Annotated in this window: 26 protein-coding genes; 24 read left to right on the top strand and 2 right to left on the bottom strand. The window is 59.0% G+C overall.

Annotated features, from left to right (window positions below):
* The first annotated feature begins 34 nt into the window (after window positions 1-34).
* From trpS to pnp, 24 genes are all read left to right on the top strand, one after another.
* A complete protein-coding gene (trpS, locus tag VHB22_RS14670) occupies window positions 35-1072 on the top strand; it encodes a tryptophan--tRNA ligase (protein ID WP_325457723.1) in 1038 nt (345 codons plus the stop codon).
* A gap of 70 nt (window positions 1073-1142) precedes the next feature.
* On the top strand, window positions 1143-1643 hold the full coding sequence (locus VHB22_RS14665) for a universal stress protein (RefSeq protein ID WP_325457722.1): 501 nt from the start codon (window positions 1143-1145) through the stop codon (window positions 1641-1643).
* 138 nt (window positions 1644-1781) lie between these two features.
* Window positions 1782-2336, top strand: a complete 555-nt coding sequence (locus VHB22_RS14660) for a NifU family protein (RefSeq protein ID WP_325457721.1) — start codon at window positions 1782-1784, stop codon at window positions 2334-2336.
* A gap of 73 nt (window positions 2337-2409) precedes the next feature.
* Window positions 2410-3000 carry a malonic semialdehyde reductase gene (locus VHB22_RS14655; protein WP_325457720.1) on the top strand — a complete coding sequence of 197 codons (591 nt, stop codon included), beginning with the start codon at window positions 2410-2412 and terminating at the stop codon, window positions 2998-3000.
* A gap of 12 nt (window positions 3001-3012) precedes the next feature.
* Window positions 3013-3711 carry a tRNA (adenosine(37)-N6)-threonylcarbamoyltransferase complex dimerization subunit type 1 TsaB gene (gene tsaB / locus VHB22_RS14650; RefSeq protein ID WP_325457719.1) on the top strand — a complete coding sequence of 233 codons (699 nt, stop codon included), beginning with the start codon at window positions 3013-3015 and terminating at the stop codon, window positions 3709-3711.
* Window positions 3708-4196 carry a ribosomal protein S18-alanine N-acetyltransferase gene (gene rimI, locus VHB22_RS14645; RefSeq protein WP_325457718.1) on the top strand — a complete coding sequence of 163 codons (489 nt, stop codon included), beginning with the start codon at window positions 3708-3710 and terminating at the stop codon, window positions 4194-4196. Before tsaB ends, rimI begins: the two co-directional genes overlap by 4 nt.
* A gap of 114 nt (window positions 4197-4310) precedes the next feature.
* Window positions 4311-4766: a Fur family transcriptional regulator gene (locus VHB22_RS14640; RefSeq protein WP_325457717.1), complete on the top strand. Its 456-nt coding sequence runs from the start codon at window positions 4311-4313 to the stop codon at window positions 4764-4766.
* A gap of 9 nt (window positions 4767-4775) precedes the next feature.
* Window positions 4776-5654, top strand: coding sequence for a lysophospholipid acyltransferase family protein (locus VHB22_RS14635; RefSeq protein ID WP_325457716.1), 879 nt, complete (start codon window positions 4776-4778; stop codon window positions 5652-5654).
* Window positions 5655-5720: 66 nt separating this feature from the next.
* The gene (gene miaB, locus VHB22_RS14630) at window positions 5721-7070 is read left to right on the top strand and encodes a tRNA (N6-isopentenyl adenosine(37)-C2)-methylthiotransferase MiaB (RefSeq protein ID WP_325457715.1); all 1350 of its coding nucleotides are present in this window, start codon (window positions 5721-5723) and stop codon (window positions 7068-7070) included.
* A gap of 130 nt (window positions 7071-7200) precedes the next feature.
* Window positions 7201-8202: a PhoH family protein gene (locus VHB22_RS14625; RefSeq protein ID WP_325457714.1), complete on the top strand. Its 1002-nt coding sequence runs from the start codon at window positions 7201-7203 to the stop codon at window positions 8200-8202.
* The gene (gene ybeY, locus VHB22_RS14620) at window positions 8202-8714 is read left to right on the top strand and encodes an rRNA maturation RNase YbeY (RefSeq protein WP_325457713.1); all 513 of its coding nucleotides are present in this window, start codon (window positions 8202-8204) and stop codon (window positions 8712-8714) included. The genes VHB22_RS14625 and ybeY overlap by 1 nt, the downstream gene beginning before the upstream one ends.
* 20 nt (window positions 8715-8734) lie before the next feature.
* Window positions 8735-9763 (top strand): hemolysin family protein, encoded by a 1029-nt coding sequence (locus tag VHB22_RS14615; RefSeq protein WP_325457712.1) that lies wholly within the window; start codon window positions 8735-8737, stop codon window positions 9761-9763.
* Complete coding sequence (gene lnt, locus VHB22_RS14610) at window positions 9763-11388, top strand: apolipoprotein N-acyltransferase (protein ID WP_325457711.1); 1626 nt, start codon at window positions 9763-9765, stop codon at window positions 11386-11388. The genes VHB22_RS14615 and lnt overlap by 1 nt, the downstream gene beginning before the upstream one ends.
* Window positions 11389-11499: 111 nt before the next feature.
* Complete coding sequence (locus tag VHB22_RS14605; protein WP_325457710.1) at window positions 11500-11964, top strand: helix-turn-helix transcriptional regulator; 465 nt, start codon at window positions 11500-11502, stop codon at window positions 11962-11964.
* A gap of 210 nt (window positions 11965-12174) precedes the next feature.
* Window positions 12175-13380: a methionine adenosyltransferase gene (gene metK, locus VHB22_RS14600; protein WP_325457709.1), complete on the top strand. Its 1206-nt coding sequence runs from the start codon at window positions 12175-12177 to the stop codon at window positions 13378-13380.
* 195 nt (window positions 13381-13575) lie between these two features.
* On the top strand, window positions 13576-14244 hold the full coding sequence (gene trmB / locus VHB22_RS14595) for a tRNA (guanosine(46)-N7)-methyltransferase TrmB (RefSeq protein ID WP_325457708.1): 669 nt from the start codon (window positions 13576-13578) through the stop codon (window positions 14242-14244).
* A gap of 126 nt (window positions 14245-14370) precedes the next feature.
* Window positions 14371-15009 carry a ribosome maturation factor RimP gene (gene rimP / locus VHB22_RS14590; protein WP_325457707.1) on the top strand — a complete coding sequence of 213 codons (639 nt, stop codon included), beginning with the start codon at window positions 14371-14373 and terminating at the stop codon, window positions 15007-15009.
* A 4-nt stretch (window positions 15010-15013) separates the two neighbouring features.
* Window positions 15014-16657 carry a transcription termination factor NusA gene (nusA, locus tag VHB22_RS14585; RefSeq protein WP_325457706.1) on the top strand — a complete coding sequence of 548 codons (1644 nt, stop codon included), beginning with the start codon at window positions 15014-15016 and terminating at the stop codon, window positions 16655-16657.
* Window positions 16658-16691: 34 nt separating this feature from the next.
* On the top strand, window positions 16692-17372 hold the full coding sequence (locus VHB22_RS14580) for an RNA-binding protein (protein ID WP_325457705.1): 681 nt from the start codon (window positions 16692-16694) through the stop codon (window positions 17370-17372).
* Window positions 17373-17383: 11 nt separating this feature from the next.
* Window positions 17384-20104: a translation initiation factor IF-2 gene (gene infB, locus VHB22_RS14575; protein WP_325457704.1), complete on the top strand. Its 2721-nt coding sequence runs from the start codon at window positions 17384-17386 to the stop codon at window positions 20102-20104.
* Window positions 20105-20243: 139 nt separating this feature from the next.
* Window positions 20244-20648, top strand: a complete 405-nt coding sequence (gene rbfA, locus VHB22_RS14570; protein WP_325457703.1) for a 30S ribosome-binding factor RbfA — start codon at window positions 20244-20246, stop codon at window positions 20646-20648.
* Window positions 20649-20697: 49 nt separating this feature from the next.
* Window positions 20698-21618: a tRNA pseudouridine(55) synthase TruB gene (truB, locus tag VHB22_RS14565; RefSeq protein WP_325457702.1), complete on the top strand. Its 921-nt coding sequence runs from the start codon at window positions 20698-20700 to the stop codon at window positions 21616-21618.
* A gap of 211 nt (window positions 21619-21829) precedes the next feature.
* Window positions 21830-22111: a 30S ribosomal protein S15 gene (gene rpsO, locus VHB22_RS14560; protein WP_325457701.1), complete on the top strand. Its 282-nt coding sequence runs from the start codon at window positions 21830-21832 to the stop codon at window positions 22109-22111.
* 172 nt (window positions 22112-22283) lie between these two features.
* Window positions 22284-24485 carry a polyribonucleotide nucleotidyltransferase gene (gene pnp, locus VHB22_RS14555; RefSeq protein WP_325457700.1) on the top strand — a complete coding sequence of 734 codons (2202 nt, stop codon included), beginning with the start codon at window positions 22284-22286 and terminating at the stop codon, window positions 24483-24485.
* 113 nt (window positions 24486-24598) lie between these two features.
* Here the strand turns inward: pnp and VHB22_RS14550 are convergent, their stop codons facing one another.
* Window positions 24599-25444: a glutamate racemase gene (locus tag VHB22_RS14550; RefSeq protein WP_325457699.1), complete on the bottom strand. Its 846-nt coding sequence runs from the start codon at window positions 25442-25444 to the stop codon at window positions 24599-24601.
* A gap of 50 nt (window positions 25445-25494) precedes the next feature.
* Complete coding sequence (gene fabI, locus VHB22_RS14545) at window positions 25495-26373, bottom strand: enoyl-ACP reductase FabI (protein ID WP_325457698.1); 879 nt, start codon at window positions 26371-26373, stop codon at window positions 25495-25497.
* Window positions 26374-26465 lie beyond the last annotated feature (92 nt).

Here is a 26465-nt window from a genome sequence, read left to right as displayed (position 1 = left end):
AGGCGGCCCGAATTCTCATAACACGGTCAATCCCATGAAAACCGCGCCGCTCGTTTTTTCCGGAATGCAGCCGACAGGCAGCCTGCACCTCGGCAACTATCTCGGCGCGATGGTCAACTGGATCGAGATGCAGAAGACCCATGACTGCATCTATTGCGTCGTCGATTTGCACGCGATCACCGTCTGGCAGGAGCCGGCCGAGCTCCGGCACGCCATTCGGCAGGTAACTGCTACTTATATCGCGGCGGGGCTTGATCCGAAGAAAAGCATTCTCTTCAACCAGTCGCAGGTGAGCGCGCATGCAGAACTCGCCTGGATTTGCAATTGCGTTGCCCGGCTCGGATGGCTCAATCGGATGACGCAGTTCAAGGAGAAGGCGGGTAAAGACCGCGAGCAGGCATCAGTCGGACTTTATGCCTATCCCGACCTAATGGCGGCCGATATCCTCGCTTACCGCGCGACCCACGTGCCGGTCGGTGAGGACCAGAAGCAGCACCTAGAACTCGCGCGCGATATCGCACAGAAGTTCAACAACGATTTCAAAAAAGAGATCGTCGCTGCTGGCTTCGAGGACGGCATTTTCTTTCCGCTTCCCGAGCCGGTTATCACCGGACCTGCCACACGTGTCATGAGCCTGCGGGACGGGACGAAAAAGATGTCGAAGTCCGATCCTTCCGATCTATCGCGGATCAATATGATGGACGACGCCGACACCATCGCAAAAAAGATCCAGAAGGCGAAGACCGATCCGGAACCGCTGCCGAGCGATGAAAAGGGCTTTGCCGGGAGGCCGGAGGCCGAGAACCTTGTCGGCATCTATGCGGCGCTGAGCGGCCAATCAGTCGCGGATGTCTTAAAAGAGTATGGCGGGCAGCAGTTCTCGTCGTTCAAGAAGGCGCTTGCGGAGGTCGCGACGGACAAGCTTGGCCGTATTGGCGGCGAAGCTAGACGGCTGGTGGGCGATCCTTCCGAGATCGATCGGATTCTGGCGGACGGTACCGCGCGGGCTAGGGCCGTGACGGAGCCGGTCATGGCGAAAGTAAAGGATATCGTCGGCTTTATCAGAAGCTGATTGTCAGAATGGTGCAGCACTTCGCTGGCTGCCGTTGCGGCGACGGCGAAGCGATGGCAGCATCGTCTCCATGAAACCGCGCCGCTCTTTCGAAGAAGGCCATCGCCGCAAGCTCCTGATCGTTGTCGACGAGAGCCAGGAGGTCGAATGCGCGCTTTATTACGCAGCATGCCGCGTGCAGAGGTCCTCGGGCTCGATCGTGATGCTTTACGTGATCGAGCCCGGAGAGCTGCAGCACTGGGCGAATGTGCATCAAGTACAGCTCGAAGAAGAGACGGCGAAGGCGAAGGCGCTATTCCGTCTCTTTCGAAGAAAGCTCTCTCTGGCGGGCTTTGAAAACATCGAGACGGAAGATGTCATCCGAGAAGGGCGTCTTGCCGAAGAAACCGTCAAGGTCATTGCGGAGGACGAAGATATTGCGTTGCTCGTGCTCGGCGCATCGATCGCGCCCCAAGCCCCGGGGCCGCTCGTCGCCTCACTTGCCGCAGGCCGGGCCTCGGGTGGCTTTCCGGTGCCCGTGACGGTGGTGCCGGGACAACTTTCGCTCGCAGACATCAAGGCTCTGGCTTAAAACGCCTATAAATGAGGCGGGCTCGCCATCCTCGACAGGCGCTCGTGGCCTTCCTATATTAGAAGCGTTCTAACACCCTGGTTTATGCGCCTGTCTCGCGTGCAGGGGCGCAAACAAAGCCAACCTAAGTGAGATGCCATGTTCATTCAGACCGAAGCCACGCCGAATCCAGCTACTTTGAAGTTCATTCCCGGGCGGGACGTTCTCGCGGACGGGACGGCAGATTTTCGGACAAAAGCTGATGCGGCCGCATCTCCGCTCGCCACGCGCCTCTTTGCGATCGAAGGTGTGGATGGCGTGTTCCTCGGCTCCGACTTCATTTCCGTCACCAAGGGCGAGATCGAATGGCAGCACCTGAAGCCGATGGTGCTCGGCGCGATCATGGAACACTATATGTCCGGTGCGCCGGTGACGGATGAAGAAGATTCCAACGACGCGGCAGCCGAAAGTTACGATCCGGAAGATGAAGCGACCGTCGCGACGATCAAAGAACTTCTGGAGACACGTGTCCGTCCGGCTGTTGCACAGGACGGCGGCGATATTACATTTTCCGGATTTCGGGACGGTGTCGTCTACCTCCATATGCGCGGGGCCTGCTCGGGCTGTCCGAGTTCGACCGCCACGTTGCAGCATGGGATCGAAAATCTGCTGAAGCATTTCTGTCCCGAAGTCACTGCTGTCCAGCCCGTTTGAGGCTGACAAGGCTTCACTAGAGCCCCGCTCCGGCGGGGTTCTTCATATTAGGCTGGAATAACACGAGGACGATATGGGCCACCCGTTGGATAAAGCCGCCCTGGATCAGCTTTTCGATGATGCGCATACGAGCAATAAATGGCGGCTGCGCGATGTGCCGGATGAGCTGTTGCAGCGCATTGTCGATCATATGCGATGGGCGCCCACGAGCGCCAATTGCTCGCCGGCGCGAATTGTTTTCGTTAAATCGCAAGAGGCGAAAGCGCGGTTAAAGCCGCACCTAAATCCCGGCAATGTCGAAAAGACCATGGCTGCGCCTGCGACGGCCATCGTCGCCTATGACCTCAATTTCTACGACTATTTGCCGAAGCTTTATCCGCGCGCCGATGCCAAAAGCTGGTTTGCCGGAAAGAAAGCGCATGCCGATACGACGGCATTCCGTAATGGCTCGCTGCAAGGCGGTTATTTCATTCTGGCGGCACGAGCGCTTGGGCTCGATTGCGGGCCGATGTCGGGATTTAATAATGCGGGGGTCGACGCCGAATTTTTTTCGGGGACCGAAATCAAGTCGAATTTCCTATGCAATTTGGGATATGGCGATCCCGAGGGCGTTTACCCAAGATCGCCTCGATTTAATTTCGACGAAATTGCAAAGATCATATAAATCTCGTCCTGGATGAATATACTCTCGATTGATACGTGCTTTGACGCCTGCTCGGCGGCGGCGGGTCGCGGGCTTCGCTCGTTGACGCCAGCTATTTCTTGCGCCTTCGAGGCCATGCAAAAAGGGCATGCGGAACGATTGCTGCCGATGGTGCGAACGGTCATGTCGGAAGCGAAATTGGAATTCGCAGCGCTCGACCGCATTGCCGTGACCTATGGGCCCGGTACCTTTACTGGCACGCGCATTTGCGTCTCTGCGGCGCGCGCACTGGCGCTCGCGGCGGGTGCGGAATTGGTCGCGATTTCCAGTCTCCGATTGATGGCTATGAGCGCGCTTATTCCCGCCGCCAACACGGCGCATATCGCGATCGCAACGGATGCCCGGCGCGGCGAAATCTATCTTGAGGTTTTCGACCGTCATTCCTTGAATACGGTCGTTGCGGCTCAATGCGTCGAAATAGGGAACGCGGTTCAGTTTTTGGGTTCGGCGCCGATCGTGATTGCAGGCTCGGGTGCAGAAGCGCTTGCCCATGCGGCACGCGCGAGCGGCATTGACGCATCCGCGCTTTTGCCGGAGCTACTGCCGGATGCTTTCGATATGCTTTTTGCAGCGGTCGAGCTTCCGGTATCGGCGACCGTGCGTCCGCTCTATCTTCGCCCTCCCGACGCTAAGCCGCCGGCTCCGAGCCCGCTTATCGGAGCCGAGGCATGACGTCGAATGTCACGCCGTTCCGAAACGTCAGGCACGCAAGCATGTTGTGGGCGGCACCGGAACGGGCTGAAGAGATTGCCACTCTCCACGCGAAGCTTTTCGACCCGCCATGGGATGCGGCCGCGATTCGGAAATTGCTAGAACATCCCGCTGCCACTTCGCTCATTGCGGTAGCAGGTTCACCGAAGGCGATCATCGGCTTTGTCATCGGCCAGCTTGCGGCGGATCAAGCTGAGATTCTGTCGATTGGCGTCGCGCCGAATTGGCAGCGGGCAGGCGTCGCTGCGGGGTTGCTCGAAGGATTGGCTCGTGCGGCCAGGCGTGGCGATGCAAAGCAAATTTTTTTGGACGTTGCAGAGGATAACGAACCGGCGTTGGCACTCTATCGCAAGCTTGGCTTTGTCGAGACAGGGCGGCGCAAACGTTACTATCAACGTCCTGATGGTCAGAGGGTCGATGCGTTGACGTTGGTCTTAACGCTTTGACTGCGCAATGATCGGTACCCTCGATATAGACGCGCGCGGCGTACGCTGCCTATAACGCGGCGGTGTCTTGAGATTCGAACATCCATATCGCTTTCTGAATCCGGCCGTAGAGCAATGTCCGCGAGACGCGCAAAAAATCCGAGCCCGCTTGAAACGCGGTGTGCCGAGCATGGCTTACGGATGACCGGCCAGCGCCGCGTGGTCGCGCAGGTCCTATCGGAAGCGACCGACCATCCGGATGTCGAGGAGGTCCACCGCAGAGCACACGTCATCGATCCGCGCATTTCGCTTTCAACGGTCTACCGCACGCTGAAGCTGTTTTCGGAAAAGGGCATTCTCGAACGTCACGATTTCGGGCACGGCCGGGGCCGGTACGAAGCGACGATGCGCGGCCATCACGATCACCTGCTCGATGTTGCCTCGGGCCACGTCATCGAATTCTCGAATGCGGATATTGAAGCCCTGCAGGAGCGCGTCGCGCGCGAGCTTGGCTTCGAGCTTGTCGGCCACCGGCTGGAGCTTTATGGCGTGCCGCTCGCGAAAAAGAAAACTTCGGGCCGCAAGGGTTGAGCCGCGGCCATGGCAAAAGGAACGCTTCGCGCGTCTACCGTTCTCGCTGCTTTCTTCGGGCTGACGCTGCCGTTGATGCCGGTGCAGGCTTTGCTGTTGCGGGTCTCCGATAAAGCGGCTCGGCGCTTTCCGAACTGGTATCATCGGCAAGTGTGCCGCATTCTCGGTATCAGGCTTCAAGTCGAGGGAGCCGTCGCGCAGGATGCGCCGGTGCTGCTCGTCTGTAATCATACGTCCTGGCTCGATATCCCTGTGCTGTCGGCGTTGGCGCCGGTTTCATTCGTTGCCAAGCTCGAAGTTGGAAGCTGGCCGTTCGTGTCGGCTTTGGCGCGCCTCCAGCGGTCTGTTTTCATCGATCGGACACGTCGCCTTGCGGCCGGCGATGCGGCGAACGCAATTACGAGGCGGCTGCAGCAAGGCGATACGATCGTTTTGTTCGCGGAGGGGACATCAAGCGACGGTAATCGCGTGCTGCCGTTCAAGACGTCATTGTTCGGTGCGGTTGCAGGTGCCGACGAGCGGCTCGTCAGCGGTGCCGTGGTTCAGACGGTCGCGGTCGTCTATACCCATCTTTGCGGGGTGCCCTTGACGCGCGCCGACCGGCCTCGGCTTGGCTGGTATGGCGACATGGAGATGACCTCGCACGCGTGGGGTGTTCTGAAATCCGGGGCTATTACCGCGACGGTCAAGGTCGGGGCGCCGGTGCCGCTCGGCGATTTCAAAGATCGTAAAGATCTGGCGCTGAAAAGCGAACGCGCCGTCCGCCGTGACGTTCTTTCGATTCTACGGGGCCGCATGGATGGAAGTCTCGTTCCGGTCGAGCCCTCCGAGGCCGCACGGCGGGCGAAGATGGTCATTCCGGTCCGAAAAAGCGAGAAATGGACATGATCGGGGCCTTTTGTGCTATGCGCGTCCCGAGAACGAATATTTTCATTGTCTGGCTGATTTGACGACGTGACCCAATCCGAGCCTAAAGCCTACTATCTGAAGACCTTCGGCTGTCAGATGAACGTTTATGACAGCGAGCGCATGGCGGAAGCGCTGGCACGCCAGGGCTATCGTGAAACAACAGAGCTTGATCGCGCCGATCTCGTCATTCTCAACACTTGCCATATTCGCGAGAAGGCCGCGGAGAAGGTTTATTCCGATCTTGGCCGCATTCGCGATGTGAAGATCGCGCGTGCCAAAGACGGCCGGGAGACGGTCGTTGCCGTTGCGGGGTGTGTGGCGCAAGCCGAAGGCGAAGAGATTACGACGCGTCAGCCGGCCGTCGATCTCGTCATCGGACCACAAAGCTATCATCGTCTTCCAGAGTTAATTGCCCGGACGACGACGGCGCGGACGCACATTGTCGAGACGGAATTTCCAGGAGAAGAGAAGTTTGCGCGGATGAAAGCGCCACGCCGCGTGTCGTCGCCGTCTGCATTTCTCACCGTACAGGAAGGTTGCGATAAGTTCTGCACGTTCTGCGTCGTTCCTTATACGCGCGGAGCGGAATTTTCACGTCCGGTTGCCAAGATCGACGCGGAGGCACGCGAGCTTGTGGAGGCAGGTGCGCGGGAAATCGTTCTGCTCGGACAGAACGTCAATGCCTATCACGGCGAGGACCTTCGCGGGCGCAGTGCCAGCCTTGCCGATTTGATTGCGCGTTTGGCGCGGATCGCGGGACTTGAGCGCATTCGTTATATGACGAGTCATCCGCGTGACATGAGCGATGATTTGATTGCGGCGCATGCGGATATTCCGCAGCTGATGCCATTCCTACATCTCCCCGTGCAGTCGGGATCGGATCGTATTCTGGCGAAGATGAACCGCAAGCACACGGCGGCGGAATACATCGATCTTGTCGCGCGCATTCGAAAGGCGCGGCCCGATATCGCCCTCTCAAGCGATTTCATCGTCGGCTTTCCGGGCGAGACCGATCAGGATGCCGAGGACACGATTGATTTGATTGAAGCGGTCGGGTTCGCTCAGGCGTTTTCGTTCAAATATAGTCCCCGGCCGGGAACGCCTGCGGCAGGCCATGACGGCCAGGTCGATGACGCCGTTAAATCGGAGCGGCTGCTTCGGCTCCAGGCCGTGCTTGAAGCGCAGCAACTCGCCTTCAATGCCCAGAGCCTTGGCGGGGTATTGCCTGTGCTTTTCGAGCGCAAGGGACGGGAGCCTGGTGAATTCGTCGGGCGCACTCCCTATCTACAGCTCATTCGTGTGGCTGCCGATGGCGAGCTTGTCGGGACGACGGCGGACGTAGTGGTGAACGACGCACGTCGCGTCAGCCTTTCCGGTGTCATCGCTGAGGCATAATGTGATTGTAGTGCAAAGATCCAAATGTGGCGCGTTAACCACATGGGGCTGGATGCGGGCCGGTCCGTTGGCGTGCTAACATTCGACGGCTTTCGTCGATTCGAGATCGCTTGTGAGAAGGAGTTCAGGATTGGCAGCATTCCGCGGGGCGTCCGCGCCAGCGTCGAGACGGCCGAACAAGCCGGAACAAGACACCGCACGTGTCGTTGTACCCTTTGAAGATAACCGGCTGCTGACGCAGCTACTCGGGGAATACGACAGCCATCTTGCACTTATCGAAGATCGTCTCGGCATCGATGCGCACGCGCACGGAAATGTCGTTATTCTCACTGGCGCTGCCAGCGCCTGCGCCATTGCTCGCGACGTTTTGGAAAAGCTTTATGCGCGCATCGCGAAGGGCGAAGCAGCGGGAGCCGGCGATATCGACGGTTTGATCCGCCACGCTCGTGCCGAGGGAAACGCAGCCGACGGGCAGGCGCAAATCGCCACGCGCCGCCGGGTCGTGAAGGCGCGGACGCCGACGCAAAGCACTTACATTCGCGCGATCGACAAAAAGGATCTTGTTTTCGGGCTAGGCCCGGCGGGTACCGGCAAGACTTATATTGCCGTGGCGTTTGCGGCGCAGTGCCTGGAACGCGGTCTCGTGGAACGCATCATCCTCTCACGACCGGCAGTCGAAGCCGGTGAGCGGCTCGGGTTTCTACCGGGCGATATGCGCGATAAGGTCGATCCTTACCTCAGGCCGCTTTATGACGCGCTTTATGACGTCCTGCCGCCCGAAAAGGTCGAGCGGGATATCGAGACGGGCGTGGTCGAAATCGCGCCGTTAGCGTTCATGCGCGGGCGCACGTTGTCCAACGCTTTCGTGATTCTCGATGAAGCTCAGAATACGACAAGCATGCAAATGAAGATGTTCCTGACCCGTATCGGGGAGGGCTCGAAGATGGTCGTGACCGGTGATCCGTCGCAGATCGACCTGCCGTTCGGAACAAAATCCGGCCTAGTGGAAGCGGTCGATTTGCTCGCGGGCGTTGATGATATTTCGATCGTGCGCTTCGCTGCCGAGGATATCGTTCGGCGCGATCTTGTCGCGAAGATCGTCGACGCTTACGAAAAGCCAAAGCAAGGCTGATGGCCGCTTCACTACAACGGAATAGCCCTTCGATCGGGGTCGAGGTGATCGAGGACGACGGCGATTGGTCGAACGTCCCCGATGCACCAAGTCTTATCGCACGCGCCGCCGAGGCGGTTGCGGAAGAATTAGGCGATGCGGTTCAGTTGGCCGTGGTTGCTGTAGCGCTTTCGTCGGACGCAAATGTCGAAGCCTTGAATGGGCAATTTCGGGGTAAGCGCAAGCCAACGAATGTGCTGTCGTTCCCGGCAGGCGAAGGCGCGCCCGAAGGCTTCCTCGGTGACGTCGTATTGGCGTCGGAGACTGTGCGGCGGGAAGCCGAAGAGCAGAGGGTGCCCCTTCCGCATCATGTGCAACATCTGGTTGTGCATGGCATATTGCACCTTCTTGGTTACGATCACATCTCAGCCGCCGATGCCGAACGCATGGAAGCACTTGAAATTTCAATTCTTTCGAAATTGGACATAGCAAATCCCTACACGGGCGAGCTGGAAACCGGTACAAAGGGCTGACCGGCCCCGACCTCATGGCTATGACCGATCACACCAACGATAAGTCCGCATCCGACTTGCTCTCCCAAGGCAGCCGATCGCTCGGCGCTCAGAGCTGGTTTCAAATCCTTCGCGCCAAGCTCGGATTTGCTGTTCCGCAAAGCGTTCGCGACGCGCTCGAAGGCGCGCTTCGCGCCGACGCATCGACGAGCTTCACAGATGCCGAACGCAAGATGCTGGAACGTTTGCTGCGTTTCGGATCGAGCCGTGTCGCCGAGCTGATGGTGCCGCGGGCAGAGATAACGGCGTTGGACGAAAACGAGCCGATCTCGGAGCTTGTACAGACGTTCGAAGAAGCGGGCGTATCGCGCATTCCGTTGTTCCGCGAGACTTTGGACGATCCGCGCGGGATGATTCACATCAAGGATCTCTTCCGGTGGTTCATGGCCGAAGCTTCGGGGCGTCCGCTTAAAGTTGCCAAGGCCGACAACGGCGAGAACGTCGAGGTGGTTAGCGGCAGGATCGAGCTACAGAATATCGATCTCAGCCGACCGATCACGACAATGAAGATCCGCCGCCAGATCCTCTATGTTCCCCCGTCGATGCCGGCGGTCGATCTTCTCATCCGAATGCAATCGACGCGCATTCACATGGCGCTTGTCGTCGACGAGTACGGCGGTACGGATGGACTGGTGACCATCGAAGATCTCGTCGAACAGGTTGTTGGCAACATCGAGGACGAGCACGACGAGGATGAGGAAATCAACATCGTCTCGGACCCGAAGCTCGGTGTGGTTGCGGCGGGCCGGACGCCGATCGAGGAACTTGAGAAGCATCTCGATCTAAAACTTGTTCCCGATGACGAAGAAAGTGACGTCGATACGCTTGGCGGTCTGATCTTCTCGATGCTTGGCCGTGTTCCGGCGCGTGGCGAACTGATTCATCATCCATCGGGCATCGAGTTCGAAATTCTCGATGCCGATCCGCGGCGGGTGAAGAAAGTCAAAATTCATCCCGCTCGGACGCTTCCGCAAAGCGCGAAAGCGTCCGCCGAAACGCCGAAGGCGTGATGGACGCTCAAATCCAGACATTGCCATATTTGGCCGCCGTTCGCTCGCGCGTGATGCGGCTTTCCGGCTGGCGGCGGGCGGCTGTTGCGATTGTGGCGGGCGGGCTTTCTGCCCTGGCCTTCGCTCCGATCTTCGCTTTTCCGGTTCTTTTCCTGACGTTGCCGGTTTTCGTTTGGCTGATCGACGCAAGCCCTGGATGGAGGCGCGCCGCCAGTGCCGGCTGGCTGTTCGGCTTCGGATATTTCTTTTTCAATCTGTTCTGGATCGGGGAGGCGTTTCTCGTCGAGGCTGATAAGTTCGCTTGGCTGTTGCCGTTCGCGGTGACGCTGTTGCCTGCCGGACTGGCGCTGTTCTGGGCCGCGGCGGCAGCAGGGGCGCGGTTTTTTTGGTGCGAGGGCATCGCGCGCGTTTTTGTTTTTGCTATTGCGCTCGCTGTTGCCGAGTGGCTGCGCGGACATGTCCTGACAGGGTTTCCGTGGGATCTTCTCGGGTACGCGCTGACCTATCCGCTGCCGCTGATGCAAAGCGCGGCGATTTTCGGCGCTTACGGTCTGACGGCAATTGCGGCCTTGGTCTTTCCCGCGCCGCTGGTGATCGTGGCCGACCGCAAGCAGATGTTATCGGCTGCGGCGATTGCGCGAGCGTGCGCGGTTGCGGTCGTTCCGATCGCGGTGCTCTATGCTTACGGCGCCTGGCGGATGACGGCGCCTGAGACTTTTGTGCCGGACGTCAAACTTCGCATCGTGCAGCCGAGTGTGCCGCAACGCGAGAAATGGATGGCCGCCTATCAGCGGCGTATCTTCAATGATCACATCGCGCTATCGCTAGCCAATCCGAAAGGGGAAAAGGATTCCCTCGCGGGCATCACTCATCTTGTCTGGCCGGAAGCGGCGATGCCGTTTTTCCCATTGGAGACGCCGGAAGCGCTGGACATGCTTTCGGCGATGCTGCCGCCCGGTACGACGTTGATCACGGGGGCAATCCGTCACGATCCGCCGGTCGGGCCAGACCGGCGACTACTGCCGACGACAAAAACACTGAACAGCATCCTGGCTCTTAACGAGCGTGCCGGGGTCGAGGCAATCTATGATAAGATCAAGCTCGTGCCGTTCGGCGAGTATGTGCCTATGGAGTCGGCGCTTTCGGTCATTGGCATCCAAAAGATCACGCACGGACGCGGTGCGTTCGCAGCAGGCGTGTCGCCACGTCCCTTGATGAAAATTCCTGGGCTACCGCCTGCGCTGGGTCTTGTTTGCTATGAAGCGCTATTTCCAGGCGAAATCGTGCAGGGCAAAGATCGGCCGGGCGTTCTGATAAATGTTACGAATGATGGCTGGTTCGGACATTCGACCGGGCCGTATCAGCATTTTCTGCAATCTCGGGTGCGTGCGGTCGAAGAAGGTCTTCCGCTGGTCCGCGCCGCCAATAATGGAATTTCGGCGGTCGTCGATCCTTACGGGCGCGCGCCGCAAACGCTCGATCTCGACGTGCGAGGCGTTCTTGACGGTCCCTTGCCTGCGGCCCTTGCCCCGACAGTCTATGCGCGCATGGGCGATTGGATGCTGGCGCTCGTATTGGCAGTGTTTTTTGCTTTCGCTGCCGGAGCGCGAAAAATCCGACGTTAATCAACGATTTGACGGCAACTTGTCGCGGCGGCGCTCGATGATTGACGCCCGCCGCTCATACACCTACGAAGTGTGCAGCTATCTCTGGTTTAACTGTTGGCTGTAGACACGATGGCGGACGACATTTCGATCGCAGAAGATTCGGGCGATGACGTTGCACGTGGTTCACGACGTGCGAATCCCATGGACGTCCACGTCGGTTCGCGGGTGCGATTGCGTCGCATGCTGCTTGGCATGAGCCAGGAGAAGCTCGGCGAACATTTGGGTCTGACTTTTCAACAGGTTCAGAAGTACGAGAAGGGCGTCAATCGGATCGGTGCCAGCCGGTTATTCGATTTGGCGAAGGTGCTGGGCGTTCCGGTGCAATTTTTCTACGACGAGGCTCCGATGGGTATTCGGACGTCTGGTACCGTGATGACCGGGTTTGCCGAACAGCCGGACGAAAGCTATGTCGTCGATTTTCTCGGGACTCGTGAAGGACTTGAGCTGAATAAAGCGTTTGCCCGGATTACCGATCCCAAAGTGCGCCGATCGATCGTCGATCTAGTGCGATCACTTGCGGGTGAAGAGAGCTAAGAGCCAGGTTTTGTTACTGCAACACGTTCTCCGTTCAATTTCGCGGGCATCCGCGAGGTCTTGCAAGCCGGACTTCTCAAATGCCCGGTGCTTGACCGATATCGCTGGTATTGCGACAAACCGGCGCTTTTTCGCAGGTCGGCGCCCGATCCGCCGGCCGATCCTTCCGTAGGTCACTTCGGAAACAACTCGTTCAACAAGGGGGCCATAGTGGCGCGAAAGTCTTTTTTATTCACCAGTGAATCCGTTTCCGAAGGACATCCGGATAAAGTTTGCGACCGCATTTCCGATGAAGTGGTCGACGCATTTTATCGCGAAGGTGCGAAAGAGGGTCTCGACCCTTGGACTATTCGCGCTGCTTGCGAAACCATGGCGACGACCAATCGCGTGATTATCGCGGGCGAGTCGCGCGGTCCGAAGGACGTGACGGTTGCGTCCATCGAGGCAATCACGCGTAACGCCATAAAGGATATCGGGTACGAGCAGGACGGCTTCCACTGGGCGAATTGCAACATAGAAGTTCTGCTTCACTCGCAATCGGCGGATATCGCAGCGGGTGTCGATGCACAGCAGCCGACCAATCAAGAAGAGGGTGCGGGCGATCAAGGCATCATGTTCGGTTATGCCTGCAATGAGACACCGGAGCTGATGCCGGCGCCGATCTACTATGCGCACAAAATTCTTTTCGACTTGGCCGCTGCGCGCAAAGCCAAATCTGGGGCCGCTGCGAAGCTCGGCCCGGATTCAAAGAGTCAGGTCACGGTCAGGTATGAGGACGGGAAGCCGGTTGGCGTCACGCAGATCGTCGTCTCCCATCAACATATCGACGAAGATCTGAGTTCCCGTCAGGTCCGCGAGATCATCGAGCCCTACGTTCGGAAGGCGCTGCCCGACGGCTGGATCAGTAACGATACGATCTGGCATATCAATCCGACCGGCAAGTTCTTCATCGGTGGTCCCGATGGCGATACGGGCCTGACCGGCCGCAAGATCATCGTCGATACCTATGGCGGAGCAGCACCGCATGGCGGCGGCGCGTTTTCGGGTAAGGATCCTACCAAGGTCGATCGTTCGGCTGCCTATGCTGCGCGTTATCTTGCGAAGAACGTCGTCGCGTCGGGCATCGCAGACCGGTGCACGATCCAGCTTTCGTACGCAATTGGTGTTGCCAAGCCGTTGTCGATTTATGTCGACACGCATGGAACCGGCAAGGTTGACGAGGCAGTGATCGAGAAGGCGCTCGGGACCGTCATGGATCTGACGCCGCGCGGCATCCGCAGCCATTTGGAATTGAACAAGCCGATCTATGCGCGGACTTCGGCGTATGGCCATTTCGGGCGTCCGGCCGAAAAGGACGGCGGCTTCTCATGGGAACGCACTGACCTCGCGCCAAAGATCGCCAAGGCCGTCGGCTGACATTTTCCTTCGAGGGCATCTTTCCGAAAGCGGCTGCGAGAGCGGCCGCTTTTGCTTAGATCTGCACAAGTCTGATCACTCCACTGCCTTTGCCCGGGGCGGCTATCCGGAGCCAGGCAGACAGCTTCTTGAATGGTGCTGGATGACCGGATCAAGTCCAGCCATAACGTGGTTGGATGTGTTGAGCGACGATGAATGATTGACGACAAAGAGAGCGAGCGCGAGCTTCGATCGTATGGGCGCCGGCGGGGACGGAAGCCAAGCGCACGGCAAGCGGCGCTGCTGCGGGATGTGCTGCCACGTTTCGCTGTTGATCCGGAAAATCTTACGGACGGTTCTCCGAGGTGGCTTGAAATCGGCTTCGGCGGTGGCGAGCATCTCCTCGCGCAGGCGCGGGCAAATCCTCACGTGAAGCTGATCGGCTGCGAACCTTACGAGGATGGCGTTATCAAAGTACTGAGCGCTATCGAAGCCGAGGAATTAAAGAACGTTTACGTTCATATGGGTGACGTGCGCGATATCTTGCGCAAGCTTGCGCCCCATTCTCTCGATCGTGCATTTATCCTGTTTCCCGATCCATGGCCGAAGCGGAAACATCGCAAGCGCCGTCTGGTTAATTCTGTCTTGCTCGATCTGCTTGCGCGGGCGCTTAAATGCAACGCCGAGCTTCGGATCGCGACCGACATTGGCGATTATGCGCGCACGATGCTTGAAGCTTTTCAATGTGAGCCACGTTTTGTCTGGCAGGCCGAACATCCCGTCGACTGGCGTTTGCAACCCGAGGATTGGGTGCCCACGAAATATGAATCTAAAGCGACCGACGCGGGGCGCCGCCGGTACTATTTCCGATTTTTGAGGGTTTAGTTACGCGGGATACCCTTGCGTAACGTCCAATTCTCGCTTATTTAGCGCTTATTCCAATAACTCGATGACAAATTGAGAGTGGACCTCCGGGCCCGCTCCTAACGGACTTTAAGCCTAGGATCACCATTGCAGGAACCGACGACCAGCAACGTCCCGCATAATGAGAGCGGCCCCGATACGCGCCGATTTCTGCGCGAAACGGGCGTTGCTGCCGAAGTCGCGGCTGTGGTCGAGCCGGTGCTTGAAGATCTCGGATTCCGGCTGGTTCGCGTGAAGATTCAAGGCGGTGGTACCGCCGATAAGATCGTGCAACTCATGGCGGAGCGTCCCGACGGGTCGATTACGATCGACGACTGCGAAACGATTTCGAAGAACGTTTCGCCTGTCCTCGATGTCGCCGATCCGATCTCAGGAGCATATCGTCTCGAAGTGTCCTCGCCGGGCATCGACCGGCCACTGGTGCGCCCGAGCGATTTTGAAGATTGGTCGGGCCACGAAGCGAGAATCGAGCTGACAGAACCTATCGATGGCCGCCGGAAGTTCAAAGGCGTGCTCGAAGGGTTCGAAGACGGCGAGGTTCGTATTGAAGCCGATACCGGTGAGCACGGCATGCAGCATCTCGGCCTGCCGGTACACCTGATTTCGGATGCGAAGCTCGTTCTGACGGATGAATTGATACGAGAAGCGCTCGCTCGTGCCAAAGAGCGCCATTCTGGTCGGCCCGGCGACGGCGCCGAACTCGACGAAGACGATCTGGAGGATTGATCACATGGCCATGGCAGGCATTAGCGCCAACCGGCTTGAGCTTTTGCAAATCGCCGACGCCGTCGCGCGTGAAAAGACGATCGACAAGAAGATCGTCATCGAGGCGATGGAAGATGCCATCCAGAAAGCTGCGAAATCGCGCTACGGTGCGGAAAACGACATTCGTTGCGAGATCGATCCGAAAACCGGCGAAGCCAAGCTAACGCGCGTTCTCGCCGTCGTCGACGAAGTCGAGAACGATGCGACGCAAATTACGGTCGAGGATGCGAAGAAGCGTAATCCGGATGCCAAAGCGGGCGACATGATCGCCGAGACGCTGCCGCCGTTGGAATTCGGCCGTGTCGCGGCGCAAAATGCCAAACAGGTCATCGTTCAGAAGGTGCGTGAAGCGGAACGCGACCGGCAATTCGCAGAGTTCAAAGATCGCGTCGGCGATATTTCGAACGGCACGGTGAAGCGTGTCGAATACGGCAACGTCATTGTCGATCTTGGCCGCGCGGAAGGCATCATTCGCCGGGACGAAATGATCCCGCGCGAGAATGTCCGCCTCGGCGATCGAATCCGAGCATACATCTACGACGTGCGTCGCGAGCAGCGCGGACCGCAGATTTTCCTGACACGCGCGCGTTCGGAATTCATGGCGAAGCTCTTCGCGCAGGAAGTGCCGGAAATCTACGATGGGGTTGTAGAAATCAAATCCGTTGCGCGCGATCCGGGCAGCCGCGCCAAGATCGCGGTCATTTCAAAGGACTCCTCTATCGATCCCGTCGGTGCGTGCGTCGGTATGCGCGGTGCGCGCGTGCAAGCGGTCGTAAACGAGCTGCAGGGGGAGAAGGTCGATATCATCCAGTGGAATCCGGATGCGGCGAGCTTCATCGTCAACGCATTGGCGCCTGCGGAGGTGACCAAGGTCGTGCTTGACGAAGATTCGAACCGCATCGAGGTCGTCGTTCCTGAGGCGCAGCTTTCGCTGGCAATTGGACGGCGCGGCCAAAACGTGCGGCTCGCGTCGCAGTTGACCGGCTGGGACATCGATATCTTGACGGAGCAGGAAGAGAGCGAGCGCCGCCAGAAGGAATTCGCGGAACGTACCCAACTCCTGATGGATTCACTCGACGTCGACGAAGTCATCGCGCAATTGCTCGTCACCGAAGGGTTTGCGAGCATCGAAGAAGTTGCCTACGTCGATCTTTCCGAGATTGCGCATATCGAAGGTTTCGACGAGGGCACGGCGGAGCAGATTCAGAGCCGCGCGCGCGAATATCTTGAACAGCAGGAAGCCGAACGCGACGCGAAGCGCCGCGAGCTCGGCGTTGCCGACGAGTTGGCCGAGATCCCGGGCATCAACACTGCCATGATGGTGGCGCTCGGTGAAAACGGCATCAAGACGGTCGAGGATTTCGCTGATTGCGCCACGGATGAGCTCGTCGGCTGGACGGAGCGGAAAAAGGAAAAAGACGCCGAGGCCGTCAAGCACAAAGGCATTCTCGACGGCTTCGAGCTTTCGCGAACGGACGTTGAGAACATGATCATGGCCGCCCGCGTTCACGCGGGTTGGATCAAGCCGGAAGACCTGGAGAAGGCTCCGGAAGGCGAAGCCGAGTCCGAAGCCGCATCGGAAGGTGCCGGCGCTCAGGCTCAGGGCTAACAGGTGATGTTCGGAGAGGCTAACAGCGCGCGTGATGACAGAGCGGCAACATCAGCTTGCGACGGTGCGGGGCGGCAACGCTTCCGGCCCGGAGCGCTTGTGCGCCGTCACGCGGCAAAGCCTTGATCCAAAGGATCTGCTCAGGTTCGTCCTGGGGCCGGATGGGGCGATTGTCCCCGATCTCGATCGAAAGCTGCCGGGGCGCGGCGTTTGGGTCGGTTGTGATCGTGGGCTGGTTGAAAAGGCGGTTAGAAACCATACGTTTGCGAAGAGCTTGAAAACCGGTGTCAAGGCACCGGCGGATCTTGCCGACCGCATCGATGCCTTAATGGTTAAGCGGCTCTCCGGGACGCTTTCGCTTGCCAACAAGGCCGGCCTGGTTATTGCCGGTTTCGATAGAGTTTTTGCCGCTCTTGAGAAGGGCTCTGTGGCGGCAATACTGCACGGTATGGATGCCGCGGCGGACGGCCGCTCCAAAATCGACCGGAAATTCAAGGCTATTCAAGGCTCTCGGGGTTTAGAGGCACGGATTGTCGATGTTCTGACAATCGCGCAAATGAGCTTGGCTATTGGCCGCGGAAGTGTGGTACATGCTGCGCTCACACCCGGAGGTTTGTCGGATCGGTTCCTCGAGGAAGCGGAGCGCCTGACGCGTTACCGGTCCCCGGCGACAGAGACCGCCACTATTTTTTCTGAAGCGCAAAGCGAAGGCTGAACGGACAACGCATGACGGATTCGAACGACCAGACCGATAAGACCATTCGCGTCGGAGCGCGCAAGCCGCTGTCGCTGCAGCGAACGGTCGAGTCTGGGCATGTGCGGCAGAATTTCAGTCACGGACGCTCCAAGTCCGTCGTCGTCGAGAAGAAAAAGACGCGCAGGCTTGGCAATCCAGGTAGTGATACTGAAGCGACGCCATCGGCACCGGCGGTTGAGATGCCCAAGCCTGCAAAGGCAACGCCACCCCCGGTTGCGAAGTCTCCGCCTTCTGCTCCGACACAAAGTCGAACGTTGTCGAACGAAGAACGGGCTGCGCGTGAACGCGCGCTTGCTGCCGCTCGCGCCGAAGGCGCAAGCCAAGTTCCAGAGGCAGAGCCTATTCGGTTTGAGCCTGTGCGCCCGCCGGAGCCGCCGCCGCCGCGCGTTGAAGAAGCTCCCGCGACAAGCGCGTCTGCTGGCGCTGCACCTGCCGCTCCAAAACCGGCTGAAGCCGCGGCACCTGTTGCGCGCCAACCGGCTGCTCCCCGTGAGCGCCGCGAATCGAGCCCTGGATCTCAATCGCGCGAAGGTGGCCGACCCTCATTTCAGCGAACAGGCAGCCGCCCGACGGGGAACACGGCCTACATGCCGCGCGAAGCAGGTCGTCCACGCGAGATCGAATTGCCCACTCCGCCTCGGCGCGGCGCTCCGGGGTCGGATGCGACCACGATCGAAAAACCGGTTCGGACACAACGGCCAGTGGTGTCGCGCGAACAGGTCGAGGATGACGACAGCCGCAAGCGCGGTCCGGGCGGCGCGAAGGTCCCGCGCCCCGCTGTCAAGACCAACGATGAAGGGCGTCAGCGTCAGAAGCTGACCATCACGAACTTCGATCGCGAAGCTCAAGTCCGCTCGCTCGCCTCGCTCAAGCGCAAGCGCGAGAAGGAAAAGCTGAAGGCCATGGGCATTCAGCAGCCGCGTGAGAAAATTGCCCGCGAAGTCGTCATTCCTGAAGCCATCACGATCCAAGAACTGTCGAACCGTATGGCAGAACGTGCGGTCGATCTCATCAAGTATCTGATGCAGCAGGGCGCGATGCATAAGATCACCGATGTGCTCGACGCCGATACCGCGGAGCTTATCGTCCAGGAATTCGGGCATACGCCGAAGCGCGTTTCGGAATCGGATGTCGAAATCGGGTTCGTCGGCGAAAAAGACTCTGATGATTCGTCGCTCGAACCCCGCGCGCCCGTCGTCACGATCATGGGCCACGTCGATCACGGCAAGACATCATTGCTCGATGCGATCCGTTCCGCGAATGTCGTTTCGGGCGAAGCGGGCGGTATTACGCAGCACATCGGCGCCTATCAGGTCCAGGCGGCGAACGGCGATCGGATCACGTTCATCGACACGCCAGGCCATGAAGCCTTTACGGCCATGCGCGCGCGTGGCGCCAAGGTGACCGATATCGTTGTGCTGGTAGTTGCGGCGGATGACGGCGTCATGCCGCAGACCGTTGAAGCGATCAATCACGCCAAGGCGGCGAAAGTGCCTATGATTGTTGCGATCAACAAGATCGACAAACCGCAGGCAGATCCAAACCGCGTGCGCACCGATCTTCTGTCGCACGAGATCGTCGTCGAGAGCATGGGTGGCGATACGCTTGAAGTGCCGGTGTCGGCGCTGAAGCATACTAACCTCGACAAGTTGCTCGAAGCTATCCATCTGCAGGCCGAAATTCTCGACCTCAAGGCCAACCCGGCGCGGACAGCCGACGGTATCGTCATCGAGGCGAAACTGGAGCGCGGGCGTGGGCCGGTCGGCACTGTTCTCGTCCAGCGCGGCACATTGCATGTCGGCGATATCATCGTTGCCGGTACGGCGTGGGGGCGCGTTCGCGCGTTACTCGATGATCACGGAGCCAATATCCAGGAGGCCGGTCCGTCGGTTCCGGCAGAGGTTCTAGGTTTCGATTCTGCGCCGGAAGCGGGCGATCAATTTGCCGTCGTCGAGAACGAGGCGCGCGCCCGCGAGCTGACCGATTATCGCGTGCGCAAGCGTCGCGAGACTTTGGGCTCGGCCGGATCGAAGAGCACGCTTGAGCAGATGATGCAGCAGCTCAAGGATGCCGAGCGGAAGGAATTTCCGCTCGTCGTCAAGGGCGATGTACAGGGTTCCGTCGAAGCGATCGCCGGTGCCTTGCGTAAAGTTGGCAACGACGAAGTCGAGGCACGGTTGGTTCATTCGGGTGTCGGTGGCATCACGGAATCCGATATCGCGCTCGCCGCAGCGTCAAAAGCCATCGTCATCGGATTCAATGTCCGCGCCAACGCGCAGGCGAAGCAGGCCGCTGAGAGCCAGGGCATCGAAATCCGTTATTACAACATCATCTACGATCTCGTGGATGAGGTGAAGGCGGCGATGTCCGGCCTTCTTGCGCCGACGAAGCGCGAGGTGTTCCTCGGTTACGCGTCGATCAAGCAGGTCTTCAACATTTCGAAGGTCGGCAAGGTTGCTGGTTGCGTCGTCACGGAAGGCAAGGTGGAGCGCGGCGCGAAGGTGCGCTTGCTGCGCGACAACGTTGTCATTCACGAAGGAACGCTGGCCATTCTCAAGCGCTTCAAGGACGACGTGAAGGAAGTTGTCTCGGGCCAGGAATGCGGCATGTCTTTCGCGAACTATCAGGACATCCGCGAAGGCGACCAGATCGAGTGCTTCCAAGTCGAGACAATAGCAAGAAGTCTTTAATCGCTCACGAGAGCTATTCCGCGCGATAATAATCGCGCGGGCTCGCTCCGCGGGGGGCTTGGCGCGCGGCTCTTCGAGCCAAAGTGTAATTCGATTAATGAAGAGGCCGAACGCGGTCCGAGTCCGCGGCGGGAAGAGAATGACAAGAAAGTCTTCGCATTCGGGCGCGAAAGCGCCATCGCAGCGTATGCTGCGCGTCGGTGAATTGATCCGGCATAAGCTCGCAGAAATGCTGTCACGCGGCGATATTCATGACGAGGTGCTGGCGTCGCACGTCGTCACCATCCCGGAGGTGCGGCTATCTCCCGATCTCAAGCTCGCGACCGTCTACGTCATGCCGCTCGGTGGCAATGACGTGAAGCCCGTCGTTGAAGCTCTGACGCGCAACAAGAAATATATCCGTGCCGAAGTCGCGCATACGCTCAATCTTCGTTACGCGCCGGATTTGCGCTTCCGCGAGGATGAAACATTCGAAGAGGCGACGCGCATCGACCGCTTGCTCGACAGCGAAAAAGTGCGCCGAGACATCGAGAAAAAAGACTGAAACCCCCTCTTTTCATGAAGGATGGAGAGAGGGAATGAGAGAGGACTAGATGGGACGCCGCAAGAAAGGCTTGCCGGTCCACGGCTGGCTGGTGCTCGATAAGCCGATCAACATGACCTCGACACAGGCTGTTGGTATCGTTCGGCGCATTTTTAATGCGCAGAAGGCCGGGCATTCGGGGACGCTCGATCCGTTGGCGACGGGAATTCTGCCGATCGCGCTGGGTGAAGCGACCAAGACAGTGTCTTTCGCCGTCGATGGCGAGAAGGCCTATCGTTTCACGGTGCGGTGGGGTGCGGAGACTGATACCGACGATACCGAAGGTACCATCACCAAAACCAGCGATTTGCGTCCGGACCGCGCCGCAATCGAAGCACTGCTGCCGCAATTTCACGGCGAGATCATGCAGGTGCCTCCGGCTTATTCTGCGATCAAGGTGGATGGGGCGCGTGCGTACGATCTGGCGCGTGATGGCGAGACCGTCGTTCTTGAGGCGCGCCCGGTTTTTATCGACAGTCTCAAGCTTATCGAAATGCCGGACGACGCCACGAGCGTATTCGAAGCTCGTTGCGGCAAAGGAACGTACGTCAGGGCATTGGCTCGCGACATGGGGCGGCTGCTTGGCTGCCATGGGCATGTCATTGCCTTGCGGCGGACGCAGGTCGGTCCGTTCGAGGAAGATGCCGCGGTGACGATGGAGGCGTTGATGGCTGCTTCCGACGCAGATGATCCCGAACAGCTTTCACAGTTACTTCAGCCGGTCGAGGCAGCTCTGGCGGATTTGCCGGAGCTGCTCGTGTCGCCGTCGGACGCCGCCAGCCTCGCGCGCGGCCAGACGGTACTCATCCGCGGCCGCGATGCACCAATTCTCTCCGGGCCTGCGTATGCAACTTCCAAGGGGCGTCTCATCGCGCTCGGCGAGCTTGCCAAGGGTGCATTGCATCCGACGAGGGTTTTCAATCTTGGGTAAGGGGCCTGCCCTGCGGCGTGAGAGCAAGCGACTGAAATTTCATGCTAATTTATCGCGCAATTCAATCTCGCGTTCGGCGGGGGTTCGTGTATAAGTAGCGCCGACCGCGCGAGGTGCTGGCACGCTCGCGCGGCTTTCGTTTGCGACCCCGCTGGACGACATCCCGGCTCTGGCCGCTTTTATCAAACTCCAAATTCGAAAGGAGCAACCGATGTCGCAGATCGCACCTCACCGCCGTGAGGCGAAGACGGCCGTAATCAAAGACAACGCAACGAAGGGCAACGATACCGGTTCGCCGGAGGTTCAGATCGCTGTGCTTACGCATCGCATCAACGAACTTACTGAGCACTTCAAGGTGCACAAAAAAGACAATCATTCGCGCCGCGGCCTGCTGAAGATGGTTAGTCAGCGTCGCCAGTTGCTCGATTATGTGAAGAGCAAGGATAACGCGCGTTACCAGAAGATCATCGAAAAGAACGGCATCCGCCGCTAAGCCGCGCGACGCGTCTCGCGCTCAAGACGGGGCCGATCGATGTCCATCAGCAGGCAGAGATAGAACAAGAACGACGCCGGCGCTTCCAGTGCCGGCGCGATAGATGTTCGGCTGGCACGAGGCCACCGGACAGGTCCGACCGAATAGAAAAAGCGAAAACGAAAGATCCAACATGTTTGATATCCATCGAGTCGAAATTGACTGGGGTGGCCGCAAGCTGAAGCTTGAGACGGGCCATTATGCTCGTCAGGCGGATGCCGCCGTGATGGCGCAGTATGGCGACACGACAGTGCTTGCGACTGTCGTGGGAGCCCGCTCCGTGAAACCCGGCATCGACTTTTTTCCGCTCACCGTAAATTATCAGGAGCGCACGTACGCCGCGGGCAAGATCCCAGGCGGATATTTCAAGCGCGAAGGCCGCCCAACCGAGAAAGAGACGCTCACGTCGCGTCTAATCGATCGTCCGATCCGGCCGCTGTTTGTCGAAGGTTTCAAGAACGAGACGCAGGTTGTCGTGACGGTCATGTCGCACGACCTTGAAAATGATCCGGATATTCTGGGTATGGTCGCCGCATCGGCGGCGCTCACGCTTTCGGGCCTGCCGTTCCTTGGTCCGATCGGTGCTGCGCGCGTCGGTCTCATCAACGGCGAGTTTGTTCTCAATCCGATGATCGACGAGATGGCAGACAGCCAGCTCGACCTCGTCGTCGCCGGTACGCATGACGCCGTGATGATGGTTGAATCCGAAGCGAAAGAGCTTCCCGAGGCGCAGATGCTTGAAGCGGTCATGTTTGGCCACAAGCATATGCAGCCCGTTATTCAGGCGATCATCAAGCTTGCGGAAAAGGCAGCGAAGGAGCCCTGGGACATTCAGATCCCTGACAAGGGTAAGTACGCGGGTGAGGTGAAGAAGCTCGCCGAAAAGACGCTACGCCAAGCCTTCTCGACGAAGGAAAAGGGTAAGCGTCAAGACCTCGTCGCCGAGGCGAAAAAGGCCGTTACGGAGGGCATTGCGGTTCCGGCCGATGATCCAAATGAAAAGGTGTTGCTCTCGGACGCGTTCAAGGCGCTTGAGATGGACATCATGCGTGGCGACGTTCTCAAGACAAAGATGCGCATCGACGGCCGCGATCTGAAGACGGTGCGTCCGATTTTGTCGGAAGTTCATGTTCTGCCGCGCACGCATGGTTCGGCGTTGTTCACGCGCGGGGAGACGCAGGCGCTCGTCGTCGCAACGCTCGGAACCGGTGAGGACGAGCAGTACATCGACAGCCTCGAAGGCACGAAGAAAGAGCGTTTCCTGCTGCATTATAACTTCCCGCCCTATTCGGTCGGTGAAGTCGGCCGCATGGGTTCGCCTGGTCGGCGCGAGATCGGTCACGGCAAGCTCGCCTGGCGCGCGATCCATCCGATGTTGCCAAGCCAAGAAGAATTTCCGTACACGCTGCGCGTCGTTTCGGAGATCACCGAGTCGAATGGTTCGTCGTCGATGGCCACGGTCTGCGGGTCGTCGCTGGCGCTGATGGATGCTGGCGTTCCGTTGAAGGCTCCTGTTGCCGGTATCGCGATGGGGCTCATTAAGGAGGGCGACGATTTCGTCGTGCTTTCCGACATTCTCGGCGACGAAGATCACCTCGGCGACATGGACTTCAAGGTGGCCGGAACGGCCAACGGCGTCACGTCGCTACAGATGGATATCAAGATCACCGGAATCACCGAAGAGATTATGCGTATCGCGCTCGATCAGGCGCACGATGGCCGCATCCACATTCTCGGTGAGATGTCGAAGGCGTTGACAGGCGCGCGTGAGGAACTCGGTGAGTTTGCACCGCGTATCGAGACGATCAAAATTCCGGTCGACAAGATCCGTGAAGTCATCGGTTCCGGCGGTTCGGTCATTCGCGAGATCGTCGCGGAGTCGGGCGCCAAGATCGATATCGAGGATGATGGCACGGTGAAGATCGCGTCGGCTAATCGCGAGTCGATCGAGAAGGCGCTCGCCCGTATCCGCGGTATAACGTCGGAGCCTGAGGTCGGCCAGATCTACAAGGGTAAGGTCGTCAAGATCATGGAGTTCGGCGCGTTCGTGAACTTCTTCGGCGCGAAGGACGGCCTGGTCCATATCTCGCAGCTGGCGCCCGGGCGTCCGGAGTCGGTTGGCGAGGTCGTGAAGGAAGGCCAGGAAGTTTATGTGAAGCTCCTGGGCTTCGACGATCGTGGCAAGACGCGTCTGTCGATGAAAATCGTCGATCAGGAGACGGGCCAGGAAATTCCGCGCGCAGAAGGCGAGCCGGAAGAAGTCTTCGAGAGCCGTCCGCCGCGTCGCGAAGGCGGGCGTGGTGGCCCCCGTGGACCGCGCCGCGACCGCAACTGATCTGAACGATCATATTATCTATTGACGAAAGGCCGTTGGATCATTCCAGCGGCCTTTTTGTTCATATGCGGCCTCAGCGTGTGCGGGGCAATTTTCGATAGAAGCCAGATGTTTCAGGCTCGTGCGAAGGAAGGAACGCCGGGCCAAAAGACGCGCGCTTTTTCGCTGACTTCGATGGGATCGCCGGTCGTCAAGAGGCTCAACTTTCCTCGTTCTTCGCCACCGAGGTAGTTCGTTCGGCGGGCGAGATAGTCTTCGAAGCTATCGGAAACGACCTCGGGCTGGGACAGGATGCGCGTAAATGGCGGCAAATGTTTTCGAAACAGGTGTTCGACCAGCGGAAAGTGCGTGCAGCCAAGGATCGCGCGGTGCGGCGGCATCCCTCCGGTTTCTTTAAGCAAGCCTGCGATGCCTTCGCGGACGAGTTCTTCGAGGAGGTGTTCGGGACGCTTTTCTTCGATCGCTCCGGCCAGTCCCGAGCAGATCTGTTGAACGACCGTCACCTTTGGGCAGCGCTTGCGAATTTCTTCCGGATAGACCCCGGAGGTTACGGTGCGGGTGGTGCCGAAAACGCCTATGGTATCGGTGTTATATTTCTGCGGGTACTGGGGAGAGGTAACGGCCCAGGGCGTCTGCGTGGCAGCTTCGACCGTCGGCGCGACGATGCCGAGGACGTTGTGCGTTCCTGCCCATCGGCTCTTTGGCAGCCATTGCTGCTGTAACCGTCTTAGGGAAACCGCCGTTGCGGTGTTGCACCCAAGGAGTACAAGTTTGGCGCCGCGAACGAACAGGTCTTCGACGCAACCTTTCGTATATTCAACGATCTCTTCGGAGGGTCTGTTGCCGTAGGGGACGTGGGCGTGGTCGGCGAGATAGACAAAATGGACCGCGCTGAACCGCTCGGTGAGCGTGCGAAGTACGGTGAGCCCGCCGAGCCCAGAATCAAAGACCCCAATCATAAGCCGAGTGTTTGCGACGGCCGTTCGCGGACGTCAACGATCTTGCAAGCCTACTCGGCCGCGGCCGACGGCGAGGTGCTCGGCGTCGCCCGGTCCTTACTTTCGGTATCCTGCTCCTTCAGGCTCTGGAGCGACGGCATCGAGACCATATTGTAACCGCAGTCGACGAAGTGGACCTCGCCCGTAACAGCACCCGACAACGGCGACAGAAGGTAGAGTGCTGAGCCTGCAACCTCGTCCAGCGTCGGCGTCCGCTGGAGAGGGGAATTGTCCCGTTGATAATTGAAGATGACGCGGGCGTCCGACACGCCTGCACCGGACAGAGTACGCATAGGGCCAGCCGACAATGCGTTGACGCGGACACCTTGCGGTCCGAGATCGGCAGCGAGATAGCGCACGGATGCTTCAAGCGCCGCTTTCGCAACGCCCATGACGTTATAGGAGGGCACCCATCGGGTTGCGCCACCGTAGGACAGCGTGATCAACGAACCACCATTCGGCATGAGGGCCGAGGCGCGTTTTGCAATCTCGGTGAAGGAGAAGCACGAGATCACCATCGAGTTGACGAAGTTCTCGCGGGTCGTGTCGGCATAGCGTCCAGCTAATTCTTTCGGATCGGAATAGGCGAGCGCATGTACGACGAAATCGATGCTGCCCCATTCCTTCTGGACGCGCTCGAAAACCCGATCGACGCTCGCGAGGTCGAGGACGTTGCATTCTTCGATGATCTTCGATCCGAGCGATTGAGCCAACGGAACCGCGCGGCGGCCGAATGCTCCACCCTGGTAGGTGAATGCGAGTTCCGCGCCTTGCCCTGCCAGCACGCGGGCGATGCCCCAGGCAATCGACCGGTCGTTAGCGACTCCCATCACCAAGCCGCGTTTGCCCGCCATGATTGGGCCCGGCTTGGCAATATCGATGTCGGTCATTGGAAGCCTCGTTTTGTCACCAAAAGTACGTCCACGTACGTCAAACCAGCCGCTGCCGCGCTTATATACTCTCATACCCTTTGCCCGTCTGC

It is taken from the genome of Hyphomicrobium sp. (genome assembly GCF_035548195.1).
GTDB lineage: Bacteria > Pseudomonadota > Alphaproteobacteria > Rhizobiales > Hyphomicrobiaceae > Hyphomicrobium_B.
This window is presented reverse-complemented; position numbering and strand designations above follow the sequence as displayed.

Bases quoted from the DNA above. Each gene is read 5' to 3' on its own strand.
- trpS (WP_325457723.1), top strand. From the start codon at position 35: ATGAAAACCGCGCCGCTCGTTTTTTCCGGAATGCAGCCGACAGGCAGC.
- VHB22_RS14665 (WP_325457722.1), top strand. From the start codon at position 1,143: ATGAAACCGCGCCGCTCTTTCGAAGAAGGCCATCGCCGCAAGCTCCTG.
- VHB22_RS14660 (WP_325457721.1), top strand. From the start codon at position 1,782: ATGTTCATTCAGACCGAAGCCACGCCGAATCCAGCTACTTTGAAGTTC.
- VHB22_RS14655 (WP_325457720.1), top strand. From the start codon at position 2,410: ATGGGCCACCCGTTGGATAAAGCCGCCCTGGATCAGCTTTTCGATGAT.
- tsaB (WP_325457719.1), top strand. From the start codon at position 3,013: ATGAATATACTCTCGATTGATACGTGCTTTGACGCCTGCTCGGCGGCG.
- rimI (WP_325457718.1), top strand. From the start codon at position 3,708: ATGACGTCGAATGTCACGCCGTTCCGAAACGTCAGGCACGCAAGCATG.
- VHB22_RS14640 (WP_325457717.1), top strand. From the start codon at position 4,311: ATGTCCGCGAGACGCGCAAAAAATCCGAGCCCGCTTGAAACGCGGTGT.
- VHB22_RS14635 (WP_325457716.1), top strand. From the start codon at position 4,776: ATGGCAAAAGGAACGCTTCGCGCGTCTACCGTTCTCGCTGCTTTCTTC.
- ybeY (WP_325457713.1), top strand. From the start codon at position 8,202: ATGGCCGCTTCACTACAACGGAATAGCCCTTCGATCGGGGTCGAGGTG.
- VHB22_RS14615 (WP_325457712.1), top strand. From the start codon at position 8,735: ATGACCGATCACACCAACGATAAGTCCGCATCCGACTTGCTCTCCCAA.
- lnt (WP_325457711.1), top strand. From the start codon at position 9,763: ATGGACGCTCAAATCCAGACATTGCCATATTTGGCCGCCGTTCGCTCG.
- VHB22_RS14605 (WP_325457710.1), top strand. From the start codon at position 11,500: ATGGCGGACGACATTTCGATCGCAGAAGATTCGGGCGATGACGTTGCA.
- trmB (WP_325457708.1), top strand. From the start codon at position 13,576: ATGATTGACGACAAAGAGAGCGAGCGCGAGCTTCGATCGTATGGGCGC.
- nusA (WP_325457706.1), top strand. From the start codon at position 15,014: ATGGCCATGGCAGGCATTAGCGCCAACCGGCTTGAGCTTTTGCAAATC.
- VHB22_RS14580 (WP_325457705.1), top strand. From the start codon at position 16,692: ATGACAGAGCGGCAACATCAGCTTGCGACGGTGCGGGGCGGCAACGCT.
- infB (WP_325457704.1), top strand. From the start codon at position 17,384: ATGACGGATTCGAACGACCAGACCGATAAGACCATTCGCGTCGGAGCG.
- rbfA (WP_325457703.1), top strand. From the start codon at position 20,244: ATGACAAGAAAGTCTTCGCATTCGGGCGCGAAAGCGCCATCGCAGCGT.
- truB (WP_325457702.1), top strand. From the start codon at position 20,698: ATGGGACGCCGCAAGAAAGGCTTGCCGGTCCACGGCTGGCTGGTGCTC.
- rpsO (WP_325457701.1), top strand. From the start codon at position 21,830: ATGTCGCAGATCGCACCTCACCGCCGTGAGGCGAAGACGGCCGTAATC.
- pnp (WP_325457700.1), top strand. From the start codon at position 22,284: ATGTTTGATATCCATCGAGTCGAAATTGACTGGGGTGGCCGCAAGCTG.
- VHB22_RS14550 (WP_325457699.1), bottom strand. From the start codon at position 25,444: ATGATTGGGGTCTTTGATTCTGGGCTCGGCGGGCTCACCGTACTTCGC.
- fabI (WP_325457698.1), bottom strand. From the start codon at position 26,373: ATGACCGACATCGATATTGCCAAGCCGGGCCCAATCATGGCGGGCAAA.